Raw genomic sequence first — 21,974 nt, 5'->3', positions numbered from 1 at the left:
CGGGCGATCAGGGCTTGAGTCGGTAGCCGGAGCGGAAGATCCAGTTGACCAGGGCGATGCCGGCGACCAGGAAGGCGCCGATCATCGTCAGGCTGGCGGCGAGGCTGACGTCGCCGATGCCGTAGAAGCTCCAGCGGAAGCCGCTGACCAGGTAGACCACCGGGTTGAAGAGGGTCACCGCCTGCCAGAAGGGCGGCAGCATCTCCAACGCGTAGAAGGTGCCGCCGAGGAAGGTCAGCGGGGTGATGATCAGCAGCGGCACCAGCTGCAGCTGCTCGAAGCCATCGGCCCAGATGCCGATGATAAACCCCAGCAGGCTGAAGGTGATGGCGGTCAGCACCAGGAAGAACAGCATCCACAGCGGGTGGGCGATCTCCAGCGGCACGAAGAGGCTGGCGGTACCGAGGGCGATCAGCCCCAGGGCCACCGCCTTGGTGGCCGCCGCCCCCACATAGCCGATGACGATCTCGGCGTAGGAGACCGGCGCCGAGAGCAGCTCGTAGATGGCGCCGGAGAAGCGCGGGAAGAAGATGCCGAAGGAGGCAGTGGCCACGCTCTGGGTCAGCAGCATCAGCATGATCAGCCCCGGCACGATAAAGGCGCCATAGCTGACGCCCTCCACCTCGCTGATGCGGGTGCCGATGGCGGCGCCGAAGACCACGAAATAGAGCGAGGTGGAGATCACCGGCGAGACGATGCTCTGCAGCATGGTGCGCTTGGTGCGGGCGAGCTCGGCCAGGTAGAGGGTGCGTACGGCCTTGAGATTCATAAGACGGAGTCCTGTGTGCGGGGCATCCATTTCGGCCGGGTTTGGCCGGGTAGCGGGGGCGTCAGGGCCGCTCTCAGGGCTCCTTGACCAGGCTGACGAAGATATCCTCCAGGGAGCTCTGGCGGGTACGCAGGTCGCTGTAGCGGATACCGGCCTCCTTGAGGGCGCCGAGCAGCTCGGCGATTCCCGAGCCCTCGCCGTTATTCGCGGTGCTGTCGTAGCGGTAGACCAGTGCCTGGCCATTCTCGGCCAGCCTCAGGTGGTAGGGCGCCAGGGCGTCGGGCACCGACGCCAGGGGCGTCTTGAGTTGCAGGGTCAGCTCCTTGCGGCCCAACTGGCGCATCAGCGCCTGCTTCTCCTTGACCAGCACCAGCTCGCCGCGGCGGATCACCCCGATGCGGTCGGCCATCTCCTCCGCCTCCTCGATATAGTGGGTGGTGAGGATAATGGTGACGCCTTCGTCGCGCAGGTCGCGGACGATCTGCCACATCTCGCGACGCAGCTCCACGTCGACCCCGGCGGTGGGTTCGTCGAGGAACAGCACCTGGGGCTGGTGGGAGAGCGCCTTGGCGATCAGCACCCGGCGTTTCATGCCCCCGGAGAGGGTCATCAGGCGATTGTCGCGCTTGTCCCACAGGGTCAGGGCGCGCAGGATGCGCTCCAGGTAGGCGTCGTCGCGGGGCTTGCCGAACAGGCCGCGGCTGAAGCTCACCGTGTCCCACACCGTGGAGAAGGCCTCGCCGGTGAGCTCCTGGGGCACCAGGCCGATCAATTCCCGGGCCGCCCGATAGTCGCCGACGTTGTCGTGCCCATCCACGGTGACCGTGCCGCCGCTGGCGTTGACCAGGCCGCAGATGATGCTGATCAGCGTCGTCTTGCCGGCGCCATTGGGGCCCAGCAGGGCGAAGATCTCGCCGCGATTGATGGTCAGGCTCACTTCCTTGAGGGCCTGGAAGCCGCCGCGATAGGTCTTGGAGACGCCCTCGATGCGGATCATGGGCGCGCCCAGGGCGGCATGGGTGGGGCTTGGCGCGAAGGCGGTGGTCATGGGCTGTCCTTGTCAGCGGGCCAGATCGTTTCGGGGCTAATGTCAGTCGAGGCGGGCGGTGCGGCCGAGTTTGCGGCCTCCCCAATGACGAAGGCCGCGGCGACTCGCCGCGGCCTTCTCGGTGGCGCCGAGGCGCCGGTCACCCGGGGAAATCAGCTGCGGCTGGTGACTTCCAGCAGATGGTAACCGAACTGGGTCTTCACCGGGCCCAGCACGGTGTTGAGCTCGCCGGAGAACACCACCTTGTCGAATTCCGGCACCATCTGGCCGGGGCCGAAGGCGCCCAGGTCACCGCCCTGGCGGCCGGAGGGACAGCTGGAGTGCTCGCGAGCCACCTCGGCGAAGTCACGGCCGCCTTCGATCTCGGCCTTGAGGGCCAGACACTTCTCTTCACTCTCTACCAGAATATGACGCGCGGTTGCCCTGGCCATAATACACTCCTCGATGGATGGCTATCGGGCCGGCCAGACGGCCAGCCAGCTTCTCGGCCGAGGATAGCATGCTCGGGGCGAGTGAGGCAGCCAGGGAGAAAACGACAAGACCGGAGCGGGCTTCCCCGATCCGGTCTTGTCGATGCGCCGACGTTTCTTTCGAGCGCCCGGCCGGTCAGGCCTCGGTGCCGGGCAGCGGGTACTTGGCCATCGCCGCCTCGATCTGCTCCATGCTGTGGCGCTGTGCGGGCCGTTGCTCCAGTTCCTGCCAGTAGCGCTCGAACTCGGGGCGCCGGTCGATGGTGCCGAACTGCATGCCCCAGCCGAGATGGGAACCCACATAGACGTCCACCGCCGAGAAGCGCTCACCGGCGATATAGCGCCGTCCCCGAACCGCGTCGGCCAGCACGTCCAGCACCGTGTCGAGGCGCCCACACCCCAGCTGCATTTCCTGGTCGGCGCTCATCTCCACCTGGCAGGCCTTCAGCCCCAGGGCGGCCTCGAGGGGCCCGGAGACGAAGAACAGCCAGCGGTAGTAGGCGCCCCGCTCGGCCGGCGGAGGGGCCAGGCCGGCCTCGGGAAAGGCGTCGGCCAGATAGGCGCAGATCGCCGCCGCCTCGGTGACCACCACCTCGCCATGCCGGATGGCCGGCACCTTGCCCATCGGGTTGATGGCCAGGTAGTCGGGCGCCTTCATCGACTTGCCGTATTCCAGATATTCCACCCGATAGGGCGCCCCGACCTCTTCCAGCATCCAGTGCACGATGCCGCCACGCGAGTAGGGGTTGGTGTAGAAGGTAATCGTCCGTTCCATGTTGCACTCCTGACTTCCATTGGGGTGCACTCAGCATAATCGAGATGGCCGATAAGTCTTGTCGGCGGTGTGCGCTTGCGTCGGGGGGGCGTGGAGGGTCGCCAGCCATTCCCGGGCAGCACATGGCGATCGGGACTCCATGATCCGAGGGTTATCGCACGCCCGCCTTCCGAAACCAGCCAGGCCATGATGGCGTTCCTCGAGCCGGTGCGTCGCTTGGATGCGCTGTCCCGTCGGGCCAATATGTCGCGCGATTCCACGCTATCTTGAGGGCAGGCCGTTTCCGGCCGGCCAGCATTCAGGGAGGGAGCATGGACAGGCGGACGATTCGAGAGGGCGCGGGGCGGCTGGCGATGGCCCTGGGTCTGGGCATGAGTCTGGGCGTGAGCCTGGGCATGGCCCCGCTGGCCCTGGCCGAGGAGGGCATACGAGGCAGCCTGGATGGCGAGGCACGCCAGTGGTATATCCTGCGCCACGGCGACGACTCCAATGCCAGCTTCACCGACCTGGGCGGCCTCTATGCCGTCGACCTGGTGGGCTTCGTCGAGCCCGACGCCTGGGGCACCCGGGAGGCGCTGAGCATCAGCCTCACCCTGATGGGCGAGGAGGTCACCGAGTTCGACGTGGTGCACCTGATCGGCCATTCGGCGCTGCCGCCGGTCTACACCTCCGAGGCGGCGGAGATCACCCTGACCCTGGAGGCCTTCGAGGTGCGGGGCCCGGTGGCCCGGGTGGCCGGCCGAGTGGTGGGCACCCTGGCCCTGCAGCGGGTGCTGGGTGAGCCCCCCAGCCTGGAGGAGGGCATCGCCATCGATGTGCGTTTCGAGACCGAGGCGGAGCGGGTCGAGTTCTAGGCCCGGTGTCCGGTTCGCGGTTACTGGCGCTCGTCGCGGGTCGAGCGCAGCAGCACCCGATCCAGGCCGCGGCTGCTCAGCAGGCGCTTCAAGCCGGCGAACAGGTGGGTTGGCAGGGTCACCGCATAGCGCGGCCGGGGGCGGCGGCTCTCCAGGGCATGCACCAGCTTGGCGATGACCGCCTCGGGGCCCAGGGTGAAGGGCGCCTTGCCGGTCTGGTTGGCCAGGCGCGCCTCCACATGGCGATAGGTCTCGGCATGGGCGCTGTGTGCCACCTCGATATGGGCATGGAAGGCGCGCTGGGCGTTCTCCCGGAAGCGGCTGGTGATGGGGCCGGGCTGGATCAGGCTGACATGGATGCCGCTGCCGGTGAGCTCCTGGCGCAGGGTGTCGGTGAGCCCTTCCAGGGCGAACTTGGAGCAGACATAGGCGCCGCGATAGGGCAGGGCGGCGAAGCCCAGCACCGAGCTGTTCTGGACGATACGTCCATGGCCCTGGGCGCGCATCGCGGGAATGACCCGGCAGGTCAGCTCGTGGGTGCCCAGCAGGTTGGTCTCCAACTGGGCACGCAGGGTCTCCCGGCTGAGGTCCTCCACCGCCCCGGGCTGCCCATAGGCGCCGTTATTGAAGAGGGCGTCCAGGCGTCCGCCGGTGCGGGCCAGCACCTCATCCACCGCGGCGGTGATGCTGTCGCTGTCGTCCAGGTCCAGCGCCAGGGCCTCCAGGCCTTCGTTACCCAACCGGGCCACGTCGGCCGCGCGGCGAGCCGTGGCGAACACCCGCCAGCCCCGCGCCTTGAGGGCATGGGCGGCGGCGTGGCCGATGCCGCTGGAACAGCCGGTGATCAGGATGCGGCGGGGATCCTCGGGGGCCGACAAGGGGCGTCTCCTGTGGTGGCGGTAGGGGGCTTACTGTGGCGGCTTCACGGCACCGGGGCAAGGGCACCATGCCGGCGGCGACGCCTCGATTCCCGGCGCGACCGCCGGATGGACGGGACGCGCCGGCCGTGGCATGAATGGCGAGGCGAACACATTGCGCAAGGGAGGGCCGGGCATGGTCGTGGCGCTGGTGGCGGGACTGGTCTGTTTGATTCTCGGGGCCGAGGCGCTGGTGCGCGGCGCCTCCCGGCTGGCCGCCCGGGCGGGGATTCCGCCGCTGATCATCGGCCTCACCGTGGTGGCCTTCGGCACCAGTTCCCCCGAGCTGGCGGTGAGCGTCAAGGCGGCCTTCGATGACCAGGCCGCCATCGCCCTGGGCAACGTGGTGGGCAGCAATATCTTCAATGTGCTCTTTATTCTCGGGCTCTCCGCCCTGGTCGTGCCCCTGGTGGTCGCCCGGCAGTTGATCCGCCTGGATATTCCGGTGATGATCGGCCTCTCCCTGCTGGTCTGGCTGCTGGCCGCCAACGGCCAGTTGGGGCGCCTGGAGGGCCTGCTGCTGGTGGCGGGGCTGGTGGGTTATCTCGGTGTCCTGTGGCGCCAGGCCCGGCGCGAGGCGGTCCCCGAGTCAGACGCGTCGCGGGTGGTGTCGGGGCACTGGGCCTGGCAGGTGGCACTGGTGGTGGGTGGCCTGGCGCTACTGGTGCTGGGCTCGCGCTGGCTGGTGGATGGCGCCGTGAGCCTGGCCCAGGCCCTGGGCGTCGGCGAGCAGGTGATCGGCCTGACCCTGGTCGCCGCCGGGACCTCGCTGCCGGAGGTGGTCACTTCGCTGGTCGCGGCCCTGCGTGGCGAACGCGATATCGCCGTGGGCAATGTGGTGGGCAGCAACGTCTTCAACCTGCTGGGGGTACTGGGCCTGACCGTGGCGTTGGCACCCGCGGGCATCCAGGTCCCCCCGGCGATGATCGCCTTCGACTTGCCGGTCATGCTGGCGGTGGCCCTGGCCTGCCTGCCCCTGGGCTTCACCGGCGGCACCATCGTGCGCTGGGAGGGCGCGGTGCTGTTCGGCTACTACCTGGCCTATACCCTCTACCTGATCCTCGCCTCGGCCCACCACGCGGCGCTGCCGGCCTTCGCCACCGTGATGCTTTACTTCGTGGTGCCGATCACCGTCCTGACCCTGGCGGTGGTGGCGATCCAGGAGGCGCGGCGCCGCTGAGTGTCCGTGGCCTCAAGTATTGGCGCCCGCCGCCGATAGGATAGGGAGCAGTGATCTCACGCCAGCTTCATCGCTACCCATAACCATAAGAACCCTTCACTGCCGTCTGCCTCGGGCGCCCGACGCCCCGGGGACTCCTAGACTCGTTCTTAAGGAAGTGCTCGATGAAGCTGTTGCACCGACTCACCATGGGCAAGAAGTTTGCCCTGACCCTGCTGGTTCCCCTCCTCGCGATAACCGGCCTCGCCGCGGTGGGCGTCGTCGAACGTCAGGCCGTGACCCATGAGATGGCTCGTCTGGAGCGCCTGATGCACCTGGCCGAGGAGAGCGGTCGCCTGGTGCATCAATTGCAGCGGGAGCGCGGCATGAGTGCCGGCTACCTGGGCAGCGAAGGGCGGGAATTCGCCGCCGCCCTGGAGGAGCAGCGCCGGGCCAGTGATCGCGCCGGCGAGGCCCTGGTGGCGCTCGTGCCTGCCCTCGACTCCGGGCTGCTCGGCGAACAGGCGAGTACCCGGCTCGACGAGGTCCGGGCCGGCCTGGCCGACCTGGGGCGTTATCGTCAGGGCGTCGATGCCCTGGAGCCCAGTGCCGAACAGGCCATCCGCCACTACACCGCCATCACCAGCGCCCTGATCGACGGCGTCGGTGCCCTGGGGGCGGGCGTCGAGGATGGCGGGCTGGTACGCCGGCTGGCCGCCTACACCCAACTGCTCAATGCCAAGGAGCTGGCCGGTATCGAGCGTGCCGTGCTCGCCAATGCCTTCGCCGCCGATCGCTTCACGCCGGCCCTGCATCGTCGTTTCATGAGCCTGGTGGGGGAAGAGGCCGCCTACCTGAATGGCTTCCAGCGCTTCGCCAGCGCCGCGGTGCGGGACCGCTATGCCGAGGCGATGGCACGGCCGGTGGTAGCCGAGGTGGCGGCCCTGCGCGAGCGGGCCATGGCCGGCGCCGGTCAGGGAGGCTTCGGGGTGGCGCCCGGGCACTGGTTCGAGCGCCAGACCGCCAAGATCGACCTGCTACATGATCTGGAGACCGCCCTGAGCGCCGACCTGGTGGCCGCCAGTCAGGCACGCTATCGAGAGGCCCGGCACGCCCTGCTGGCCTACCTGGGGCTGGCCTTGCTGGTCTGGGCGGTGGCGATCGGCCTGGCCCTGTTGGTCAGCCGCAGCATCGTCATCCCGCTGCGCCGTACCCTGGCCCAGATCGCCGCCAGCGAGGGTGATCTGAGTCGACGCCTGGAGGTGCTGGGCAGCGACGAGCTGGCGGCGCTCAATCGTGCCAACAATGCCGCCACCGAGACCACCGAACGCCTGGTCGCCAGTATCCAGCGGGGCGCCGCCTCGATCCATGGCGCCAGTGGCGAGATCGCCCAGGGTAACCAGGCGTTGGCCGAACGCACCGAGGAACAGTCCAGCTCCCTGGTGGAGACCGCCAGCAGCATGGAGCAGATCACCGTCACCGTGAAGCAGACCGCCGATTATGCCGCCCAGGCCAGTCGTCTGACCGGCGAGGTGGATGGCCAGGCCCGGGAGGCCAGTCGGGTCGCCGGCGAGGCCCGCGAGGCGATGGTGGCCATCAAGGACGCCAACCAGCGGGTCACCACCATCGTCGAGGCCATCGATGCCATCGCCTTCCAGACCAACCTGCTGGCGCTCAATGCCTCGGTGGAGGCGGCCCGGGCCGGGGAGCAGGGGCGCGGCTTCGCGGTGGTGGCCGGCGAGGTACGCCAACTGGCCGGTCGCTGTGCCGAAGAGGCGAATCAGATCCGTGCCCTGGTCGATGCCAGTGTCCTGCGCACCGAAGAAGGCGAACGCCTGGTCGACGATTCCGCTCAGCGGCTCGACACCATTACCTCGGGCGTCGGCCGGGTGGCCCATTTCGTGGAGGAGATCGCCGCCGCCGCCGGGGAGCAGTCGGCGGGCATCGAGCAGATTCATCGGGCCATCGCCCAACTGGAGACGGTGACCCAGCACAATGCCAGCCTGGTGGAGCAATCCGCCGCCGGCACTCGGGCCCTGGACGACCAGGCCGCCGACCTGGCCGCGCGGGTCGGCCACTTCCGGGTCGGGAAGGACCTGCTGGCACCGTCCGCCGCCCCCGTCCCGCCTTCGCCTCGGAGGATCGGTACGCCGGCCTAGGGCCGCTACCGCTGAACCGCCGGTGATCGGCAGGGGTGCGGAGAGCGGGGCCCCCCTCGCGGGAATGGACTAGCTTGAAAGCACAGGGGCCGAGAGCCGGGCCACCCCTGGCCGGCTCGATGACCGGCGGGCGCCGGCCCGGCCCAGCCGCCAAGCGGTAGGCGCCCAACCGCGCCTCGGGCAGGTCATCATGGATATCCCACGCTTCGCCGAGTCGGCCATCGGCTTCACCCGCAGCCCCCTGGGCATCATCGCGCTCTTTATCGTCCTGGTATACGGCTTCGCCTCCCTGGTGGTGGGGCTCGGCAACAACCTCGCCGAGCATGTCGTGCCGCTGATCTACTTTATGGTGGGGTTTCCGGTGGTGGTGTTCTTCGGTTTCCTGTGGCTGGTCGCCCGGCACCACAACAAGCTCTATGGCCCCGCCGACTTTCAGGACGAGGAGAACTTCCTCAAGGCGCAGATGGCCACCGCCGCCTCCCTGGCGGCGGCCTCGATCAAGCACCCGGGAGGCGAGGGGGATGGCGGCGAGACCCAGTTGCGCTCCATCGTCGATACCGTCTCGGTGATGCCCCGCACCAGGGTGGAACCATGGCGTCGGCGCCTGCTATGGGTAGACGATCATCCGGAGAGCAACACCTTCGAGCGCCAGGCCTTCGCCGCCCAGGGCATCGAGGTCGTGCTGGCGCGCTCCACCGATGAGGCCCTGGCCTTGCTGAGTTCGCAGCGCTTCGCGGTGATCATCTCGGATATGGGGCGCCGGGAGGGTCCCCGGGAGGGCTATGTGCTGCTGGAGGCGCTGCGCGCCAGGGGCGACTCGACCCCGGTGATCATCTATGCCGGCTCGAGCCGACCCGAGCATAAGCAAGAGGCCCGGGAACGCGGTGCCCTGGACTCCACCCATCGCGTCGAGGAGCTCTTCCAATGGGTGATGGAGACGATCCAGCAGAGGGGAGCCGGATCAGCGCAGCCACCAGCGGTAGAGCCACGCCAGTAGGCGGCCGCCATAGGGCGGGTAGATCAGGCGCGCGGCATTGAGGCGCCCCTTATGGTAGATGCCCTTGGCATGGCTGAAGGTGAGAAAGCCCTCGTGGCCGTGGTAGCGGCCCATGCCGGAGGCGCCGACGCCGCCGAAGGGCAGGTCATCCTGGGCGACCTGCATCACGCAGTCGTTGAGGCACATGCCGCCGGCATGGCTCCTCTCCAGCACCCGCTGTTGCTCGGCGCGCTCGACGCCGAAGTAGTAGAGCGCCAGGGGCCGGGGGCGCGCGGCGATATAGGCCAGCGCCTGGTCCAGGGTGTCGTAGGGCACGATCGGCAGCAAGGGCCCGAAGATCTCCTCCTGCATCACCCGCATCGCCTCGCTGACCTCCAGCAGCAGGGTCGGCGCCATCAGGCGGCTGCCCGCCGCAAGCCCCTCGTCACCCACCAAGGGCACCGCCCTGGCGCCCTTGGCCTCGGCATCGGCAAGCAGCGCCCGCAGGCGCTCATGGTGGTGGTCATTGATGATCCAGGTGGCATCCGGGTTGTCGGCCAGGCCCGGCAGCTGGCGCCGCACCCGGGTGGTCAGCGCCTCGACCAGCTCCGCCACCCGATGGCGGGGGCAGAGCACATAGTCCGGGGCCACGCAGGTCTGGCCGGCGTTGAGTCCCTTGCCGAAGGCCAGGCGCTCGGCGGTGCGGGGCATCGATACCCCGTCGCCGATCAATGCCGGCGACTTGCCGCCCAGCTCCAGGGTCACCGGGGTCAGGTTCGCCGCGGCGGCTTGCATCACCCGGCGGCCCACGGCGGTGCTGCCGGTGAACAGCAGATGATCGAAGGGCAGGGCGGCGAAGGCCTCGGCCACCGCCACCTCGCCGCCCACCACCGCGACCCGGGCCTCGTCGAAGGCCTCGGCGAGGACCCGGCGCAGGGCCTCGCCGCTGGCCGGGGTCGCCTCGCTGACCTTGATCAGCGCCCGATTGCCGGCGGCCAGCGCCGAGATCAGCGGCCCGATGGCCAGGTAGAGGGGGTAGTTCCAGGGCACCATGATGCCCACCACCCCCAGCGGCTGGTAGGTCACCCGGGCCCGGGCCGGCTGGAAGGGCAGGCCGACCCGCCGCCGGGAGGGGCGCATCCAGCCTTTCAGTCGGCGGCGATTGAAGCGAATCCCCTCCAGGGCCGGCAGCAGCTCCGCCAGCCGCGTCTCGTCATGGCTGCGGTGGCCGAAGTCGCGGGCGATGGCCTCACAGAGGGCCTCCTGGTGGCGCACCAGGGCGGCCTCCAGGCGGGCCAGGTCGTCGCGGCGGCGTTCCGCACTCGGCATCGGGTCGCCGGCGAAGGCCTGTCGCTGGGCCGCGAAGAGCCGCTCCAGGCGGGCGATGGCGGCGGCATCCGTGGTGGGCAGGGCGGCATCCATGGCGACTCCTCGGCAGGGTGTGCCGCCAGGATTAGGCATCCCGCGGGGGCGGTCAACTCGCGGTTGCCGCGCTGCCGCTCAGTGCCGCTTGTTCGGCGACTCCGGCGACTCGCCCCGGGCGGCGCCGTGGGGGCCATGACGATGCAGCAGCAGGTGGGCACCCAGACAGAGCACCATGGGCAGCAGCAGCCAGGCGCCGTTCCCGGGGGCGTCGCTGCGCGATATCAGCAGCAGCATGGCGCCACCCATCACCGCCAGGCAGGCGAACATCATGGCGTGGTGATAGCGGTTCATCGGGAGCCTCCTTCGATCATGGGCCGGCGGGCGAAGCGTCGCTTGAGCAGCAGGGAGTTGCCGATCACCGACAGGGAGCTGGCGGTCATGGCGATGACCCCGATCATCGGATGCAGCAACCCCAGGGCGGCGACGGGGATCGCCGCCAGGTTGTAGCCGCTGGCCCAGATCAGGTTCTGGACGATCTTGCCGAAGGTGGCGCGGGAGAGGTGCATGGCGTCCACCACGCCGGTCAGTTCGCCGCTCACCAGGGTCACGTCGGCGGCCTCGATGGCCACGTCGGCCCCGGCGCCGATGGCGATGCCCACATTGGCCTGGGTCAGGGCCGGGGCGTCGTTGATGCCGTCGCCGACCATGGCCACATGATCGCCGTAGCGGGCCTGCAGGGCGCGGATGGCCTCGACCTTGCCCTCGGGCAGGACCCCGGCCTGGACCTCGTCGATGCCCACCTCCTCGGCGATGGCCCGGGCGGCCCGCTCGTTGTCGCCGGTGACCATCACCACGTGCAGGCCGAGGGCGTGCATGCCGCGGATGGCCTCCACCGATTCCGCCTTGAGGGTATCGGCCACGGCCACCAGCCCCAGGGCCTGGCCATCGGCGGCCACGATCACCACGCTGCGCCCGAGGGATTCCAGGCGGCTCAGTTCTTTGTCCAGCGCCTCCAGGCCATGAATTCCATTCTCCTCCAGCAGCCGGCGGTTGCCGATCAGTACACGGGCCTCGTCCACCTTGCCAGAGACGCCACGGGCCCCGGTGGAGCGGAATTCGCTGACCTCGCCGGGCGTCACGCCGCGCTCCCCGGCGCCGTCGACGATGGCCCGGGCGATGGGGTGCTCGGAGGCGTGCTCGACGCTGGCGGCGAGCCGCAGCAGGCGCGCCTCCGCGACGCCCTCGGCGGCGACCACCTCGGTGAGGCGGGGCTCGCCGCGGGTGATGGTGCCGGTCTTGTCGAGCACCATCACCTTGACGTCCTTGAAGGTCTGGATCGCCTCGCCGGAGCGGATCAGGATACCGCGTTCGGCGCCGATGCCGGAACCCACCATCAGCGCCGTGGGGGTGGCCAGGCCCAAGGCGCAGGGGCAGGCGATGACCAGCACGGCGATGGCGGCGAGGATGGCAAGGATCGGTGTGGTTGCGGTGGGATCGACCCAGGGCAGGAAGGTGGCGCCCCAGTCGAGGATCGGGCGCAGCGTCTCCGGCATCAGCAGCCAGGCCGCCAGGCTGACCAGGGCGATGACCAGTACCGCCGGCACGAAGCGCCCGGTCATGCGGTCGGCGAACTCCTGGATCGGCACCCGGGAGCCCTGGGCCTGATCGATCAGGCGGACCACCTGGGCGAGGAAGGTGTCGCCACCGACGCGGGTCGCCTTGACCCGCAGGCGACCCTCCTTGTTGAGGGTGGCGCCGATCACGCTGTCGCCGGTGCTCTTGTAGACCGGGATCGACTCGCCGGTGGCGAGGGATTCGTCGAGATGGCTCTCGCCCTCGATGACCTCGCCGTCGGTGGGGATCTTGTCGCCGGGACGCACGATCATGATGTCACCCGGTGCCAGCTCTTTAACCGGCACCTCGATTTCCTCACCGTCGCGCTCCACCCGCGCCGTCTTGGCGCCCAGGGTCAGCAAGCGGCGGATGGCCTGGGAGGCGCGCCCCTTGGCCAGGGCCTCCAGGTAACGGCCCAGCAGGTGGAAGGTCATAATGGTGGCGGCCATCTCGACGAAGGAGGTCATCGGGGTCACGAAGCCGACCAGGCCGATCAGGTAGGGCGGCAGGCTGCCCATGGAGATCAGCACGTCCATGTTGAAGGTGCCGTTCCTCAGCGAGCGCCAGGTCGACTTGTGGGTGGCGATACCGCCGTAGAGAAACACCACCGGGAAGGCCAGCAGCGCGACGATGGCCAGGTAGCCGGGAATCGGCCGCCAGAACATCTGCGGTATCATCAGCAGCATGATCAGGGTGGTAGGTACGGCGGCGATCCATAGCCGCCGGCGGGCCCGGGTCAGATAGGCCTCCTCGATCGCGGCCCCGGCCTCGGCGTCCTGTGCCGCCTCGCCCTCGACGGCGGCCACCTCATAGCCGGCGCCTTCCACGGCGCTGCGAAGCCTCTCGCCATCCGGGCCACCGTCGCGCACCGCCACCGCGACCCGATGGTTGGCGATATTGGTATGGATCTCGCCCACGCCCTCCAGGCGGGTCAGGGTGGTGCGCACGATGCCGGCGCAGTGGTCGCTGCCCATCCCGGGCACGGTCAGGGTAATGGTCGTCGCGGTGGTCTCGGTCATGGCACGGCTCTCAATGGCATGGCTCTCGATGGCATGGCGGGGCGATCGTTCGCCTCGGGGTGGGCGAGTGCCACGTTCACTGGTGAGTGTCGTGGTCGTCGGGACCGACGACGCCAGGAAGCGCCTCTTGCATCTGCTGGCGCTGTTCGTCGGTGAGCAGCTCGTGCATGGCATTGCGCAGGCGCACCCGCTCCGCCAGCATCTCGCCATGCACCTCCGCCATCTGCCCATGCAGGGCCTGCACCGCTTCGGGATCGGGGCGCTCACCCTGCATCTCGGTCATCAGGTCGTCGCTCAGATTCATCAATCGCGCCATGCGCTCGAACTGGGCGGGGCGGTGTGCCTGCCTCAGCTCGCGCAGCTGGAGACGCTGCTCGTCGTTCAACTGGGGCATCGGGGGCTCGCCCATCATCGGGCAGGGCATCATCATGCCGGGCCCCATGCCCTGGCCGCTCATCATGCCGGGTCCCATACCCTGGCCGCTTATCATGCCCGGCATCATCCCGGGGTCCATTCCCTGGGCGACGACCATGCCGCTGCCGGCGAGTCCCAGCGCTAGAGAGAGGCCCAAGGCCATAGTGCGTCGACGAAGTTTCATGATCTGACTCCTGGGGCCATAGGCCCACTGCGAACTGTCTGGCCGCGAGGGCCGAAGAGGGTGCCGCTTGTCCGAGGCGCCGGTCAGGGCCTAGCCGCCTCGTCGAGGTGATGGCGGCGAGGCGAGCCGGACCGGACTCAGGAGCGAAAGCGCTGGGTCAGCAAATAGAGCGGGGGAGGCGGGGCCATCACCTGCCCCGGGGAGGACAGCCGTGGCAATCTCGTCCGGGGGGCGGCGGCGGTGGGCTGGGAGAGGGGGGCGAGCGCGACGGGCTCGGCATCCGCCGTGTGGGCCCGCAGCGCCGCCAGGGTGGGGCGCTCCTGGGGGTGTCCATGGTGGCAGTGGGGATCGTCGGACGTGGCGATGGGCGCCGGAACCTGGTCGGAGAGCCGGTCATGGGCGCTCGCCGTGGTCGAGGCCAGCAGCACGAGCAGGAGTATCACCAGCAGGCAGCCGGGCAGCCTGGGCAGGGGGGAGAGCTTGCTCGGTTGAGGCGTCGGGCCGGAGTTCACCATGCTGGTCAATCCTCGCGGGAGTGATGCCCTTACCATAGTGCACAACGCCCGGCCCCTTCTTGATCTGTATCACCCTTGTTGTCGCCTCGACCTCCGGGGCCGTTCCCCGATGGCTCCAGCAGTGCTGGCGAGGGCGGCCGACGCTGCCGTTGCCCTGGCCGCGAGTCCGGCGCGATCCCGTGCCCCGGGCGGCAGTTAGACCATGGTCTAAGCCTCGTTTTTCGCTCATTCGTTGACACCCCCGCGCGGCGACGACTAGGCTCAACGGCGAAAGTTACCGGTAACATCGGGTTGGTTACCAGAGACCCGTTACCCGACCCCGAATGCCGCCCTGCCGGCGGCATCGACCAACAACAACGCCGATCACGGAGTCACGCCATGACACCTCGTTGGAGCCACGCCGTCGCCCTGACCGGGGCCGCCATCCTCTCCCTTGGCATCGCCCAGGCCCAGTCCCCCGAGCTCTCCGCGCCCCCCGCCATCGACGGCGAGGTGGTAGGGGATCACGGCAGCCATACCATCCGCATGGGCTTTGGCCTCTCGGAGGGCTCGCCCCAGTACCTCTCCAGCCGCTACTTCGCCGATATCCTCGAGCAGCGCAGCGAGGGCCGCCTGACGGTGCAGGTCTTCCCCAACAGCCAGTTGGGGGACGATGTGCAGATGATGGAGATGCTGCAGACCGGCACCCTGGACATGACCTACCCCTCCAGCTCGGCGGCCACCTCCTATGTCTCCGAGCTGGCGGTCTTCGACCTGCCCTTCCTGCTGCCCAGCCGCGAGGCGGCCATCGAGGTGCTGCAGAGCGAGGCGGCCCAATCGATGCTGGACGCCTTCGAAGGCAGCGGCATCAAGGCCCTGACCTTCTCCGAGAACGGCTATCGCCAGCTCTCCAACAGCGCCCGTCCGGTGGCCAGCCCGGAAGATGTGGCCGGCCTGGACGTGCGCGGCCTGACCGTGCGTACCATGGAGAACCCGGTGCACCTGGCGATCTGGGAGGCGCTGGGCGCCAACCCCACGCCGATGGCCTTCGGTGAGCTCTTCTCGGCCATGGAGCAGGGCGTGGTGGACGGCCAGGAGAACCCCTGGAGCACCATCCTTACCTCCAACTTCCAGGAAGTGCAGGACTACGGCTCCGAGACCCGCCACGTCTACACGCCCTTCGTGATGATGATGTCGGAGCGCACCTGGGACCGCCTGCATCCCGACTACCAGGCCCTGGTGCAGGAGGCGGCCCGCCAGTCGGCGGCCTACGAGATCCAGATCAGCGCCGAGTATGACGACTGGGCCCGGGAGCAGCTCGAGGAGCGCGGCATGCAGATCACCCGCCTGGACGACGCGCAGATCGCCGCCTTCCAGGAGGCCGTGCAGCCGGTCTATGAAGAGTGGGCGCCGGAGATCGGCGAGGAGCTGATCGCCGAGATCCAGCGGATCGCCGCTTCCGTCGCCGACGACCAATAAGACCGGTCTACGCCGACCAAGCCCAGCCTTACCCCGATGTTCGACCCGGCGGGGCCTCGATGGCCCCGCCACTCGCCTCAGGAGTCCCGCGATGGACACCCAAGCCACCCCTGATCCCCACGCCTACGTGGAGGATCCCAACCGCCGCCCCCTGGAGCTGGATATCGAGCAGCGCCGCGGGCCGGCGCCGTTCCGCTGGCTCACCGTGATCATGGAGCAGCTGATCGCGGCCCTGCTGGTGGCGCTGATCCTGGCGGTCTCCGCCAATGTGGTGGGCCGTTCCCTGTTCAACCATGCCCTGCCCTGGGCCGACGAGCTGGCCCGCATGCTGTTTATCTGGCTGGTGTTCGTGGGCGCCGCGGCGGCCTTCGCCCGCTATGAGCATATCGCCGTGGATTTCCTGGTGCGCCGCCTGCCGCCCCGGGGGGCCTACCTGCTCTATCTGATCCAGCACCTGATCATCGCCGCCCTGATGGGGGTGATCCTGTGGGGCGGGGCGCTGGTGGTCAGCCGCTCCACGGCCAGCACCGCCCTGCTCGGGGTGCCCTGGAACCTGATCAATGCCTCGCTGATCCTGTGTGCCGCCTTTATCGGCGCGGTAGCCCTGTGGCGCGCCTGGCAGAGCCTGGTGCGCCTCCTTTCCCCCACCTCCGGGAGCTGATGTCATGTTGTGGATCTTCCTGGCGATCCTCTTCGCCTCCATCGCCCTGGGCCTGCCCATCGCCTTCGGGCTCGGGGTGGCGGCCGTGGTCATGGCCGTGCTCTCCGATATTCCCCTGTCGATCCTGATCGAGCAGTCGATCCGCGGGGTCAATAGTTTTCCGCTGCTGGCGATTCCCTTCTTTATCCTGGTGGGGGAGGTGATGAGCGCCGGCGGCATCGCCCGTCGCCTGATGGACCTGGCCGGCGCCCTGGTGGGCTTTATCCGCGGCGGCCTGGGCCAAGTGGCGATCACCGGCTCGATGTTCTTTGGCGGCATCAGCGGCTCGGCGGTGGCGGATACCGCCGCCACCGGGGCGATGATGATTCCCTCCATGACCCGCCAGGGCTATACGGCGCCCCAGGCCACCGCCATCAACACCGTCTCCTCGGTGATCGGCATCATCATTCCGCCGTCGATCCCGCTGATCCTCTACGGCATCGTCACCGAGACCTCCATCAGCCGGCTGTTTATCGCCGGCATCGTGCCGGGGCTGCTGATCGGCCTGGCCTTGATGGTCACCACCTTTATCATGGCCAGCCTCGAGCACGCCGGGCAGACCCGCAAGTTCCGCCTGGCGCCGCTGTGGCAGGCCTTCAAGGCCGCCTGGCTGGCCCTGGTGCTGCCGGTGATCGTGGTCGGCGGCATCATCGCCGGGGTCTTCACCGCCACCGAGGCGGCGGTGGCGGCGCTGCTCTACTCGCTGTTTATCTCGGTGGTCTGCTACCGGGAGATCCGCCTCGGCGACCTCTGGGGCATGTGCATCCGCACCGCGCGGCTCACCGGCATGGTGATGCTGCTGCTGGCCTTCGCCACCGTGATCGCCTGGTTTTTGACCATCAATCTGGTGCCCCAGACCCTGGTGCAGCAGGTCCAGGCGATCACCCAGGAGCCCTTCCTGTTGCTGTTGATCGTGGCGGCGCTGCTGCTGCTGATCGGCTTCGTGATGGACCTGACCCCGGCCATGGTGATCATGGCGCCGATGCTGGCCCCCATCGTCACCTCGGTGGGCGTCGATCCCGCCTACTTCGGGGTGCTGATGGCCTTTATCCTCGGCATCGGCCTGCTGACTCCGCCGGTGGGTACCTGCCTCTATGTGGGCTGTGGCGTCGGCAAGGTCTCCATGGAGTCCCTGGTCAAGGCGATGCTGCCCTACTACGCGGCCCTGCTGGTGATGCTGCTGGTGCTGGTGGCCTTCCCCGGCCTGGTCACCTGGTTGCCCGATCTGACCGCCGTGCGCGGCAACTGAGAGGGAGGGCGAGCATGACGGCGTCTTACCCTATCCCGGCCACCTGGCTATCTGGTCTGGCCGCCCTGACCGCCATACGCGGCAACTGAGACGAGGAGTGAGCGTGATGGCGAATATGCCCCGGCATTCTTGCCGTATCCCGGCCGCCTTTGGCGGCAACCGAGACGAGGAGTGAGCGTGACTCAGGCTTCCTACCCCACGGCTTCCTACCGCATCCTGGTGATGGGCGTCTCCGGCTCGGGCAAGTCCCATGTCGGCCGCCTCCTGGCGCGGCGCCTTGGCGCCGATTTCATCGACGGCGATGACCACCATAGCGCCGCCAACGTGGCCAAGATGGCCCGCGGCACCCCGCTCACCGACGACGACCGGCGCGGCTGGCTCGACACCCTGGCGGGGCGCTTCGCCGACTATCGCCGCCGCGATGCTTCGGTGGTGATCGCCTGCTCGGCGCTCAAGGCGCGCTATCGCGGGCGGCTGCGCCGCGGCGATCCCGAGCTGCGCATCCTCTATCTGGACGGCGAGCGGGCCTTGCTGCGCGAGCGCCTCGGTTCCCGCCGGGGGCACTTCTTCAAGGGCGATGCCATGCTCGCCAGCCAACTCGCCGACCTGGAGCCGCCGACCCCGGCGGAGGCCACGGTGGCGACCATCGCCGAGGCCCCCGAGGCCATCGTCGAGGCCTTTGTCGCGGCGCTGGGGCAGGGCGGAGGCGAGGCATGATTTACCCGGGCAACTCCGCTAAGGTGTGGCCCTGATTTCAGCGACGGGCGAGCCATGGTGAAGAAGAAGCGTCCCACCCTCCAGGATATCGCCGACAAGGTCGGCGCCACCAAGATGACCGTGAGTCGCTGCCTGCGCGACCCCGCCACGGTCTCGGAGGGGCTGCGTGAGCGCATCTTCGAGGTGGCCGAACAGCTCGGCTATATCCCCAACCGGGCCCCGGATATCCTCTCCAAGGCACGCAGCCACGCCATCGGCGTGCTGGTGCCCTCGCTGACCAACCAGGTGTTCGCCGAGGTGATCGTCGGCATCGAGGAGGTCACCGAGCCGGCGGGTTACCACCTGATGCTCTCCCACTACGGCTACGACGAGGCCCTGGAGGAGCGCAGCCTGGCCTCGCTGCTCTCCTACAACGTGGATGGGGTGATCCTCTCCGACAGCCAGCACAGCCCGCGCAGCCTGCGCATGCTGGAGACCGCCGGCATCCCCACGGTGGAGATCATGGACAGCCGCACTCCGCCGCTGCACCAGGCGGTGGGCTACGACAACGTGGCGGCGGCCCGGGCCATGGTGGAGGCGATGCTTGCCCGGGGCCGGCGCCATGTGGTCTACCTGGCGGTGCGCCTGGATGCCCGCACTCGCCAGCGTGGCGAGGGCTACGCGGCGGCCATGGCGGCCCAGGGCCTGGCGCCGGTTACCCTGCAGAGCGGCCAGCGCTCCTCCTACAGCGTCGGCGCCGAGCTGATGGGCGAGGTGCTGGACAAGTACCCGGAGACCGACGGCCTCTTCTGCACCAACGATGACGTGGCCCTCGGCGCCTACTTCGAGTGCCTGCGCCGGGGCATCCCGGTGCCGGAGCGCCTGGCCATCGCCGGCTTCCACGGCCACGACGTCGGCCAGGTGATGGCGCCGCCCCTGGCCAGCGTGATCACCCCGCGCCGGGCCATCGGCGAACGCGCCGCCAGGGAACTCTTGAGCCGCCTGGAGGGCCGGCCCATCGAGCAGGACACCATCGACCTGGGTTATCGCCTCGCCTTCGGCGGCACCCTTTAGCCGCTCGTCTGCCCGCTGCAGTCGTGGTGGGTATCCCCTGATGAATACCGAGCCAGCCAGGGCAATACCGCCTCGGCGGGCATGGGCCTGGCGATCGTGTAGCCCTGCACGAGAGGACAGTCCAGTTTCAGCAGTGCCTCACAATGCGTAGTGGACTCGGCCCCTTCGGCAATCACCTGGAGCCCCAGTCGCCGGGTCATCTGCAGGATGCCGTGAACCAGGGGCGCATCACGGGGATCATTCAGCATGTTGGTGATGAGGCTCTTGTCGATCTTGAGGGTGTCGATCGGTAGCTCGCGCAGGTGTGATAGTGATGAGTAGCCGGTTCCGAAGTCATCGAGGGCGACGGAGAGGCCCCATTCTCGGCAGCGGCTCAGGGTGTGTGAGATGGTGTCAACATCCTCGATCGCCACGTTTTCCTGAAACTCCAGCTCCAGCAGGTTACCGGGAATACCGGGATATCGGGAGAGCAGGGTGCGTAATCTGTCGGTGAACTCGGGGCACGCCAGGTGATTGGCACTGACGTTGAAGCTGACCGGCACTTGCTGGCCGTGGCGCAGCCATTGGTGAACCTGTCCTAGGACGCCATCGATCACCCATTCGCCCATCAGGTGCTCCAGGCGGGTACCCAGGATCGTTGAGAGGAAACGAGAAGGTTTGAGGAGACCATGCTTCGGGTGTTGCCAGCGCAGCAGGGCTTCGAATCCAAGCACCTCACGGGTGAGCAGGTTGACCTTGGGTTGGTAGTGCAGAAGGAATTCACCCCTCGACAGTGCCTGTTCGATACGTGCGATGGCCTGGGGGCTTTGGAGTTCGACCGGTGGCTGCAGTGGGTTGAAGAGATGATAGCGGTTCTTGCCACTGCGCTTGGCCTGATACATTGCCTGATCCGCGTGGCGAAGTAGGATCTCCGCTTCCTCATCGTCGTGGGGGAAGAGGGTGACGCCGAGGCTCCCGGAGACCCTGACCAAGGCATCATCGATGGTGACCGGGCGGTTGATGGCCTGCAACATACGCTCGATGACGCCGAGGCATTCGTCCGTATCGTGGAGTTCCGTGAGCAGAATGGCGAACTCGTCCCCACCGAGGCGGGCCAGCAGGTCGCTAGAGCGGATGACATGACGCAACCGCTCACTCACTACGATCAGTAACTGATCCCCCGCGGCATGACCGAAACGGTCGTTGATGGCCTTGAAGCCATCCAGGTCGAGGTGGCAGACCGCCAGCACCTCCTGAGTATCTCGGGCACGCTTCAGGGCCTCCTCGAGGCGCTCGGAGAAATAGGGACGATTCGCAGCATTGGTCAGGGCGTCATGGTGCGCCAGGTATCGCAACTCCTCCTCGTGGCGCTTCAGGTGGGTGATGTCCGAGAAGTTGCCGACATAATGCAGCACCTGCCCTGCACTGTCTCTGACCATAGAAAGCGAGAAAAGCAGCGGGTAGGCCTTGCCGCTCTTGTGACAACCCCACAGCTCGCCTTTCCAGCTGTCGCTTTCCTTCAGGTGCTGCCAGATGGCGGTGCGAAAATCCCTGCCATGTTGCCGTGACATCAGGAAGGTCGGATCCTGGCCGATGGCATCTTCTCGGGAAAAGCCCGTGATACGGGTGAAGGCGGGGTTGATATCCTGGATTCGGATGCTGGCGTCCATGACCATGATGCCTTCATAACATGATTCGAAGACACTGGCGGCCAGTCGCAGCTGATTTTCGGCCTGGCGCTGCTCGGTGATATCGATACCGATGCAGATCATCTCGCCGCTTGGCAAGGTGATATTGGCCCACAGGGTCGTCAGCTGCCGGCCGTCGCGAGTGGTGGGATTCCACTCCTGGAACTTGGAGCCACTGTCCGCGTTCAAGCCGCTAATGAGCTTCTGGTAATGGGCTTGGTCAGGATAGAAGAGACGCGGCGGGTCGGGGTGCGCCTTGACCTCCTCGGCTGACCAGCCAAATACCCGGACGCACTCCTGGTTCCAGAGGATGCAGCGCCCGGTCTTGTCGAAGCCATCGATCATGATGGGGGCCTGATCGAAAAGGTCATGGATCAGGCTCAGGATTCGATGGGGAGGCGTCTCCAGGCCGGTCGAGCGGTGCTTATCAAGGTGCTCGCGGAGATGTTCGGTGAGGCCGTGCAGGGTGCGGTGCTCCTCCTGCAAGGGGGGGAGGGGCTGCCCGCCAGCCGCATCGAGGAAGTCGATGATCTGCTCCAGAAGGTGGCTTTCCATTTCGGGGTTGAGGCCCATTACCTTGTCCATTGTTAGTGACCTATGGAGTAGTGGCACTCTACAAGAAAAAAATCCTTAGCCGTGAGATGCGTGGCGTAAGGGGCTCGGCCTTGACAGTGGCTCCCAGCACCATGGTGGCGGCCTTTCAGTTCCCTAGCCTCAAGGCCTGGGTATGAGGGCCTGGCGAGTCTTCAATGGCCTGATGGGGGTGCTCACTGCCGCCTGCGCCTACTTCACCCTAGCCTAGAAATTGCTGCAGGCGACCGACACGTCGAAGGGCTCCTTCCTCGCTCAAGGCGCGCTGCCTGGGCAAGTGCCGCCAGCTACACGCCTTTCT

At 67.9% G+C, this 21,974-nt stretch carries 20 protein-coding genes; 9 read left to right on the top strand and 11 right to left on the bottom strand.

The window, feature by feature from the left end:
• Positions 1-7 precede the first annotated feature (7 nt).
• The 4 genes from ACQ1W9_RS11980 to ACQ1W9_RS11965 all read right to left on the bottom strand — a co-directional run bounded on the left by ACQ1W9_RS11980 (position 8) and on the right by ACQ1W9_RS11965 (position 3,062).
• Positions 8-769 carry an ABC transporter permease gene (locus ACQ1W9_RS11980; RefSeq protein WP_431023584.1) on the bottom strand — a complete coding sequence of 254 codons (762 nt, stop codon included), beginning with the start codon at positions 767-769 and terminating at the stop codon, positions 8-10.
• A gap of 73 nt (positions 770-842) precedes the next feature.
• Positions 843-1,817 (bottom strand): ABC transporter ATP-binding protein, encoded by a 975-nt coding sequence (locus tag ACQ1W9_RS11975; RefSeq protein WP_431023583.1) that lies wholly within the window; start codon positions 1,815-1,817, stop codon positions 843-845.
• 152 nt (positions 1,818-1,969) lie between these two features.
• Positions 1,970-2,248 (bottom strand): peptidylprolyl isomerase, encoded by a 279-nt coding sequence (locus ACQ1W9_RS11970; protein WP_146802091.1) that lies wholly within the window; start codon positions 2,246-2,248, stop codon positions 1,970-1,972.
• A gap of 175 nt (positions 2,249-2,423) precedes the next feature.
• Positions 2,424-3,062: a glutathione S-transferase family protein gene (locus ACQ1W9_RS11965; protein WP_431023582.1), complete on the bottom strand. Its 639-nt coding sequence runs from the start codon at positions 3,060-3,062 to the stop codon at positions 2,424-2,426.
• A 311-nt stretch (positions 3,063-3,373) separates the two neighbouring features.
• Between ACQ1W9_RS11965 and ACQ1W9_RS11960 the strand changes: the two genes are divergently transcribed.
• Positions 3,374-3,916, top strand: a complete 543-nt coding sequence (locus ACQ1W9_RS11960; RefSeq protein ID WP_431023581.1) for a hypothetical protein — start codon at positions 3,374-3,376, stop codon at positions 3,914-3,916.
• 20 nt (positions 3,917-3,936) lie between these two features.
• Here the strand turns inward: ACQ1W9_RS11960 and ACQ1W9_RS11955 are convergent, their stop codons facing one another.
• Positions 3,937-4,794 (bottom strand): SDR family oxidoreductase, encoded by an 858-nt coding sequence (locus ACQ1W9_RS11955; protein WP_431023580.1) that lies wholly within the window; start codon positions 4,792-4,794, stop codon positions 3,937-3,939.
• A gap of 175 nt (positions 4,795-4,969) precedes the next feature.
• On the opposite strand from ACQ1W9_RS11955, the gene ACQ1W9_RS11950 reads away from it, so the two are divergent.
• The 3 genes from ACQ1W9_RS11950 to ACQ1W9_RS11940 all read left to right on the top strand — a co-directional run bounded on the left by ACQ1W9_RS11950 (position 4,970) and on the right by ACQ1W9_RS11940 (position 9,148).
• Complete coding sequence (locus ACQ1W9_RS11950) at positions 4,970-6,013, top strand: calcium/sodium antiporter (RefSeq protein WP_431023579.1); 1,044 nt, start codon at positions 4,970-4,972, stop codon at positions 6,011-6,013.
• A gap of 164 nt (positions 6,014-6,177) precedes the next feature.
• Positions 6,178-8,151 carry a methyl-accepting chemotaxis protein gene (locus ACQ1W9_RS11945; protein ID WP_431023578.1) on the top strand — a complete coding sequence of 658 codons (1,974 nt, stop codon included), beginning with the start codon at positions 6,178-6,180 and terminating at the stop codon, positions 8,149-8,151.
• 190 nt (positions 8,152-8,341) lie between these two features.
• Positions 8,342-9,148 (top strand): response regulator, encoded by an 807-nt coding sequence (locus ACQ1W9_RS11940; RefSeq protein ID WP_431023577.1) that lies wholly within the window; start codon positions 8,342-8,344, stop codon positions 9,146-9,148.
• Here the strand turns inward: ACQ1W9_RS11940 and ACQ1W9_RS11935 are convergent.
• The 5 genes from ACQ1W9_RS11935 to ACQ1W9_RS11915 all read right to left on the bottom strand — a co-directional run bounded on the left by ACQ1W9_RS11935 (position 9,113) and on the right by ACQ1W9_RS11915 (position 14,238).
• Positions 9,113-10,549 carry a coniferyl aldehyde dehydrogenase gene (locus tag ACQ1W9_RS11935; RefSeq protein ID WP_431023576.1) on the bottom strand — a complete coding sequence of 479 codons (1,437 nt, stop codon included), beginning with the start codon at positions 10,547-10,549 and terminating at the stop codon, positions 9,113-9,115. The genes ACQ1W9_RS11940 and ACQ1W9_RS11935 overlap by 36 nt on opposite strands.
• Before the next feature lie 78 nt (positions 10,550-10,627).
• On the bottom strand, positions 10,628-10,843 hold the full coding sequence (locus tag ACQ1W9_RS11930; RefSeq protein WP_431023575.1) for a hypothetical protein: 216 nt from the start codon (positions 10,841-10,843) through the stop codon (positions 10,628-10,630).
• Positions 10,840-13,125 carry a heavy metal translocating P-type ATPase gene (locus tag ACQ1W9_RS11925; protein WP_431023574.1) on the bottom strand — a complete coding sequence of 762 codons (2,286 nt, stop codon included), beginning with the start codon at positions 13,123-13,125 and terminating at the stop codon, positions 10,840-10,842. The genes ACQ1W9_RS11930 and ACQ1W9_RS11925 overlap by 4 nt, the downstream gene beginning before the upstream one ends.
• Positions 13,126-13,201: 76 nt before the next feature.
• A complete protein-coding gene (locus ACQ1W9_RS11920; protein ID WP_431023573.1) occupies positions 13,202-13,723 on the bottom strand; it encodes a Spy/CpxP family protein refolding chaperone in 522 nt (173 codons plus the stop codon).
• 137 nt (positions 13,724-13,860) lie between these two features.
• Positions 13,861-14,238 carry a hypothetical protein gene (locus ACQ1W9_RS11915; protein ID WP_431023572.1) on the bottom strand — a complete coding sequence of 126 codons (378 nt, stop codon included), beginning with the start codon at positions 14,236-14,238 and terminating at the stop codon, positions 13,861-13,863.
• A gap of 378 nt (positions 14,239-14,616) precedes the next feature.
• On the opposite strand from ACQ1W9_RS11915, the gene ACQ1W9_RS11910 reads away from it, so the two are divergent.
• From ACQ1W9_RS11910 to ACQ1W9_RS11890, 5 genes are all read left to right on the top strand, one after another.
• A complete protein-coding gene (locus tag ACQ1W9_RS11910; protein ID WP_431023571.1) occupies positions 14,617-15,696 on the top strand; it encodes a TRAP transporter substrate-binding protein in 1,080 nt (359 codons plus the stop codon).
• Positions 15,697-15,787: 91 nt separating this feature from the next.
• On the top strand, positions 15,788-16,357 hold the full coding sequence (locus tag ACQ1W9_RS11905) for a TRAP transporter small permease (RefSeq protein ID WP_431023570.1): 570 nt from the start codon (positions 15,788-15,790) through the stop codon (positions 16,355-16,357).
• Positions 16,358-16,361: 4 nt separating this feature from the next.
• Positions 16,362-17,645: a TRAP transporter large permease gene (locus tag ACQ1W9_RS11900; protein WP_431023569.1), complete on the top strand. Its 1,284-nt coding sequence runs from the start codon at positions 16,362-16,364 to the stop codon at positions 17,643-17,645.
• 222 nt (positions 17,646-17,867) lie between these two features.
• Complete coding sequence (locus ACQ1W9_RS11895) at positions 17,868-18,362, top strand: gluconokinase (protein WP_431026442.1); 495 nt, start codon at positions 17,868-17,870, stop codon at positions 18,360-18,362.
• Positions 18,363-18,419: 57 nt separating this feature from the next.
• On the top strand, positions 18,420-19,415 hold the full coding sequence (locus ACQ1W9_RS11890) for a substrate-binding domain-containing protein (protein WP_431026441.1): 996 nt from the start codon (positions 18,420-18,422) through the stop codon (positions 19,413-19,415).
• On the opposite strand, the gene ACQ1W9_RS11885 is transcribed toward ACQ1W9_RS11890, so the two are convergent.
• Positions 19,412-21,667 (bottom strand): EAL domain-containing protein, encoded by a 2,256-nt coding sequence (locus tag ACQ1W9_RS11885; RefSeq protein ID WP_431023568.1) that lies wholly within the window; start codon positions 21,665-21,667, stop codon positions 19,412-19,414. The two genes, ACQ1W9_RS11890 and ACQ1W9_RS11885, sit on opposite strands and share 4 nt — an antisense overlap.
• Positions 21,668-21,974: the final 307 nt, after the last annotated feature.

The organism is Halomonas sp. H5, from assembly GCF_050613175.1.
GTDB lineage: Bacteria > Pseudomonadota > Gammaproteobacteria > Pseudomonadales > Halomonadaceae > Bisbaumannia > Bisbaumannia salifodinae.
The sequence above is the reverse complement of the archived record's forward strand: the minus strand, read 5'-3'. Positions and strand labels throughout refer to the sequence as shown.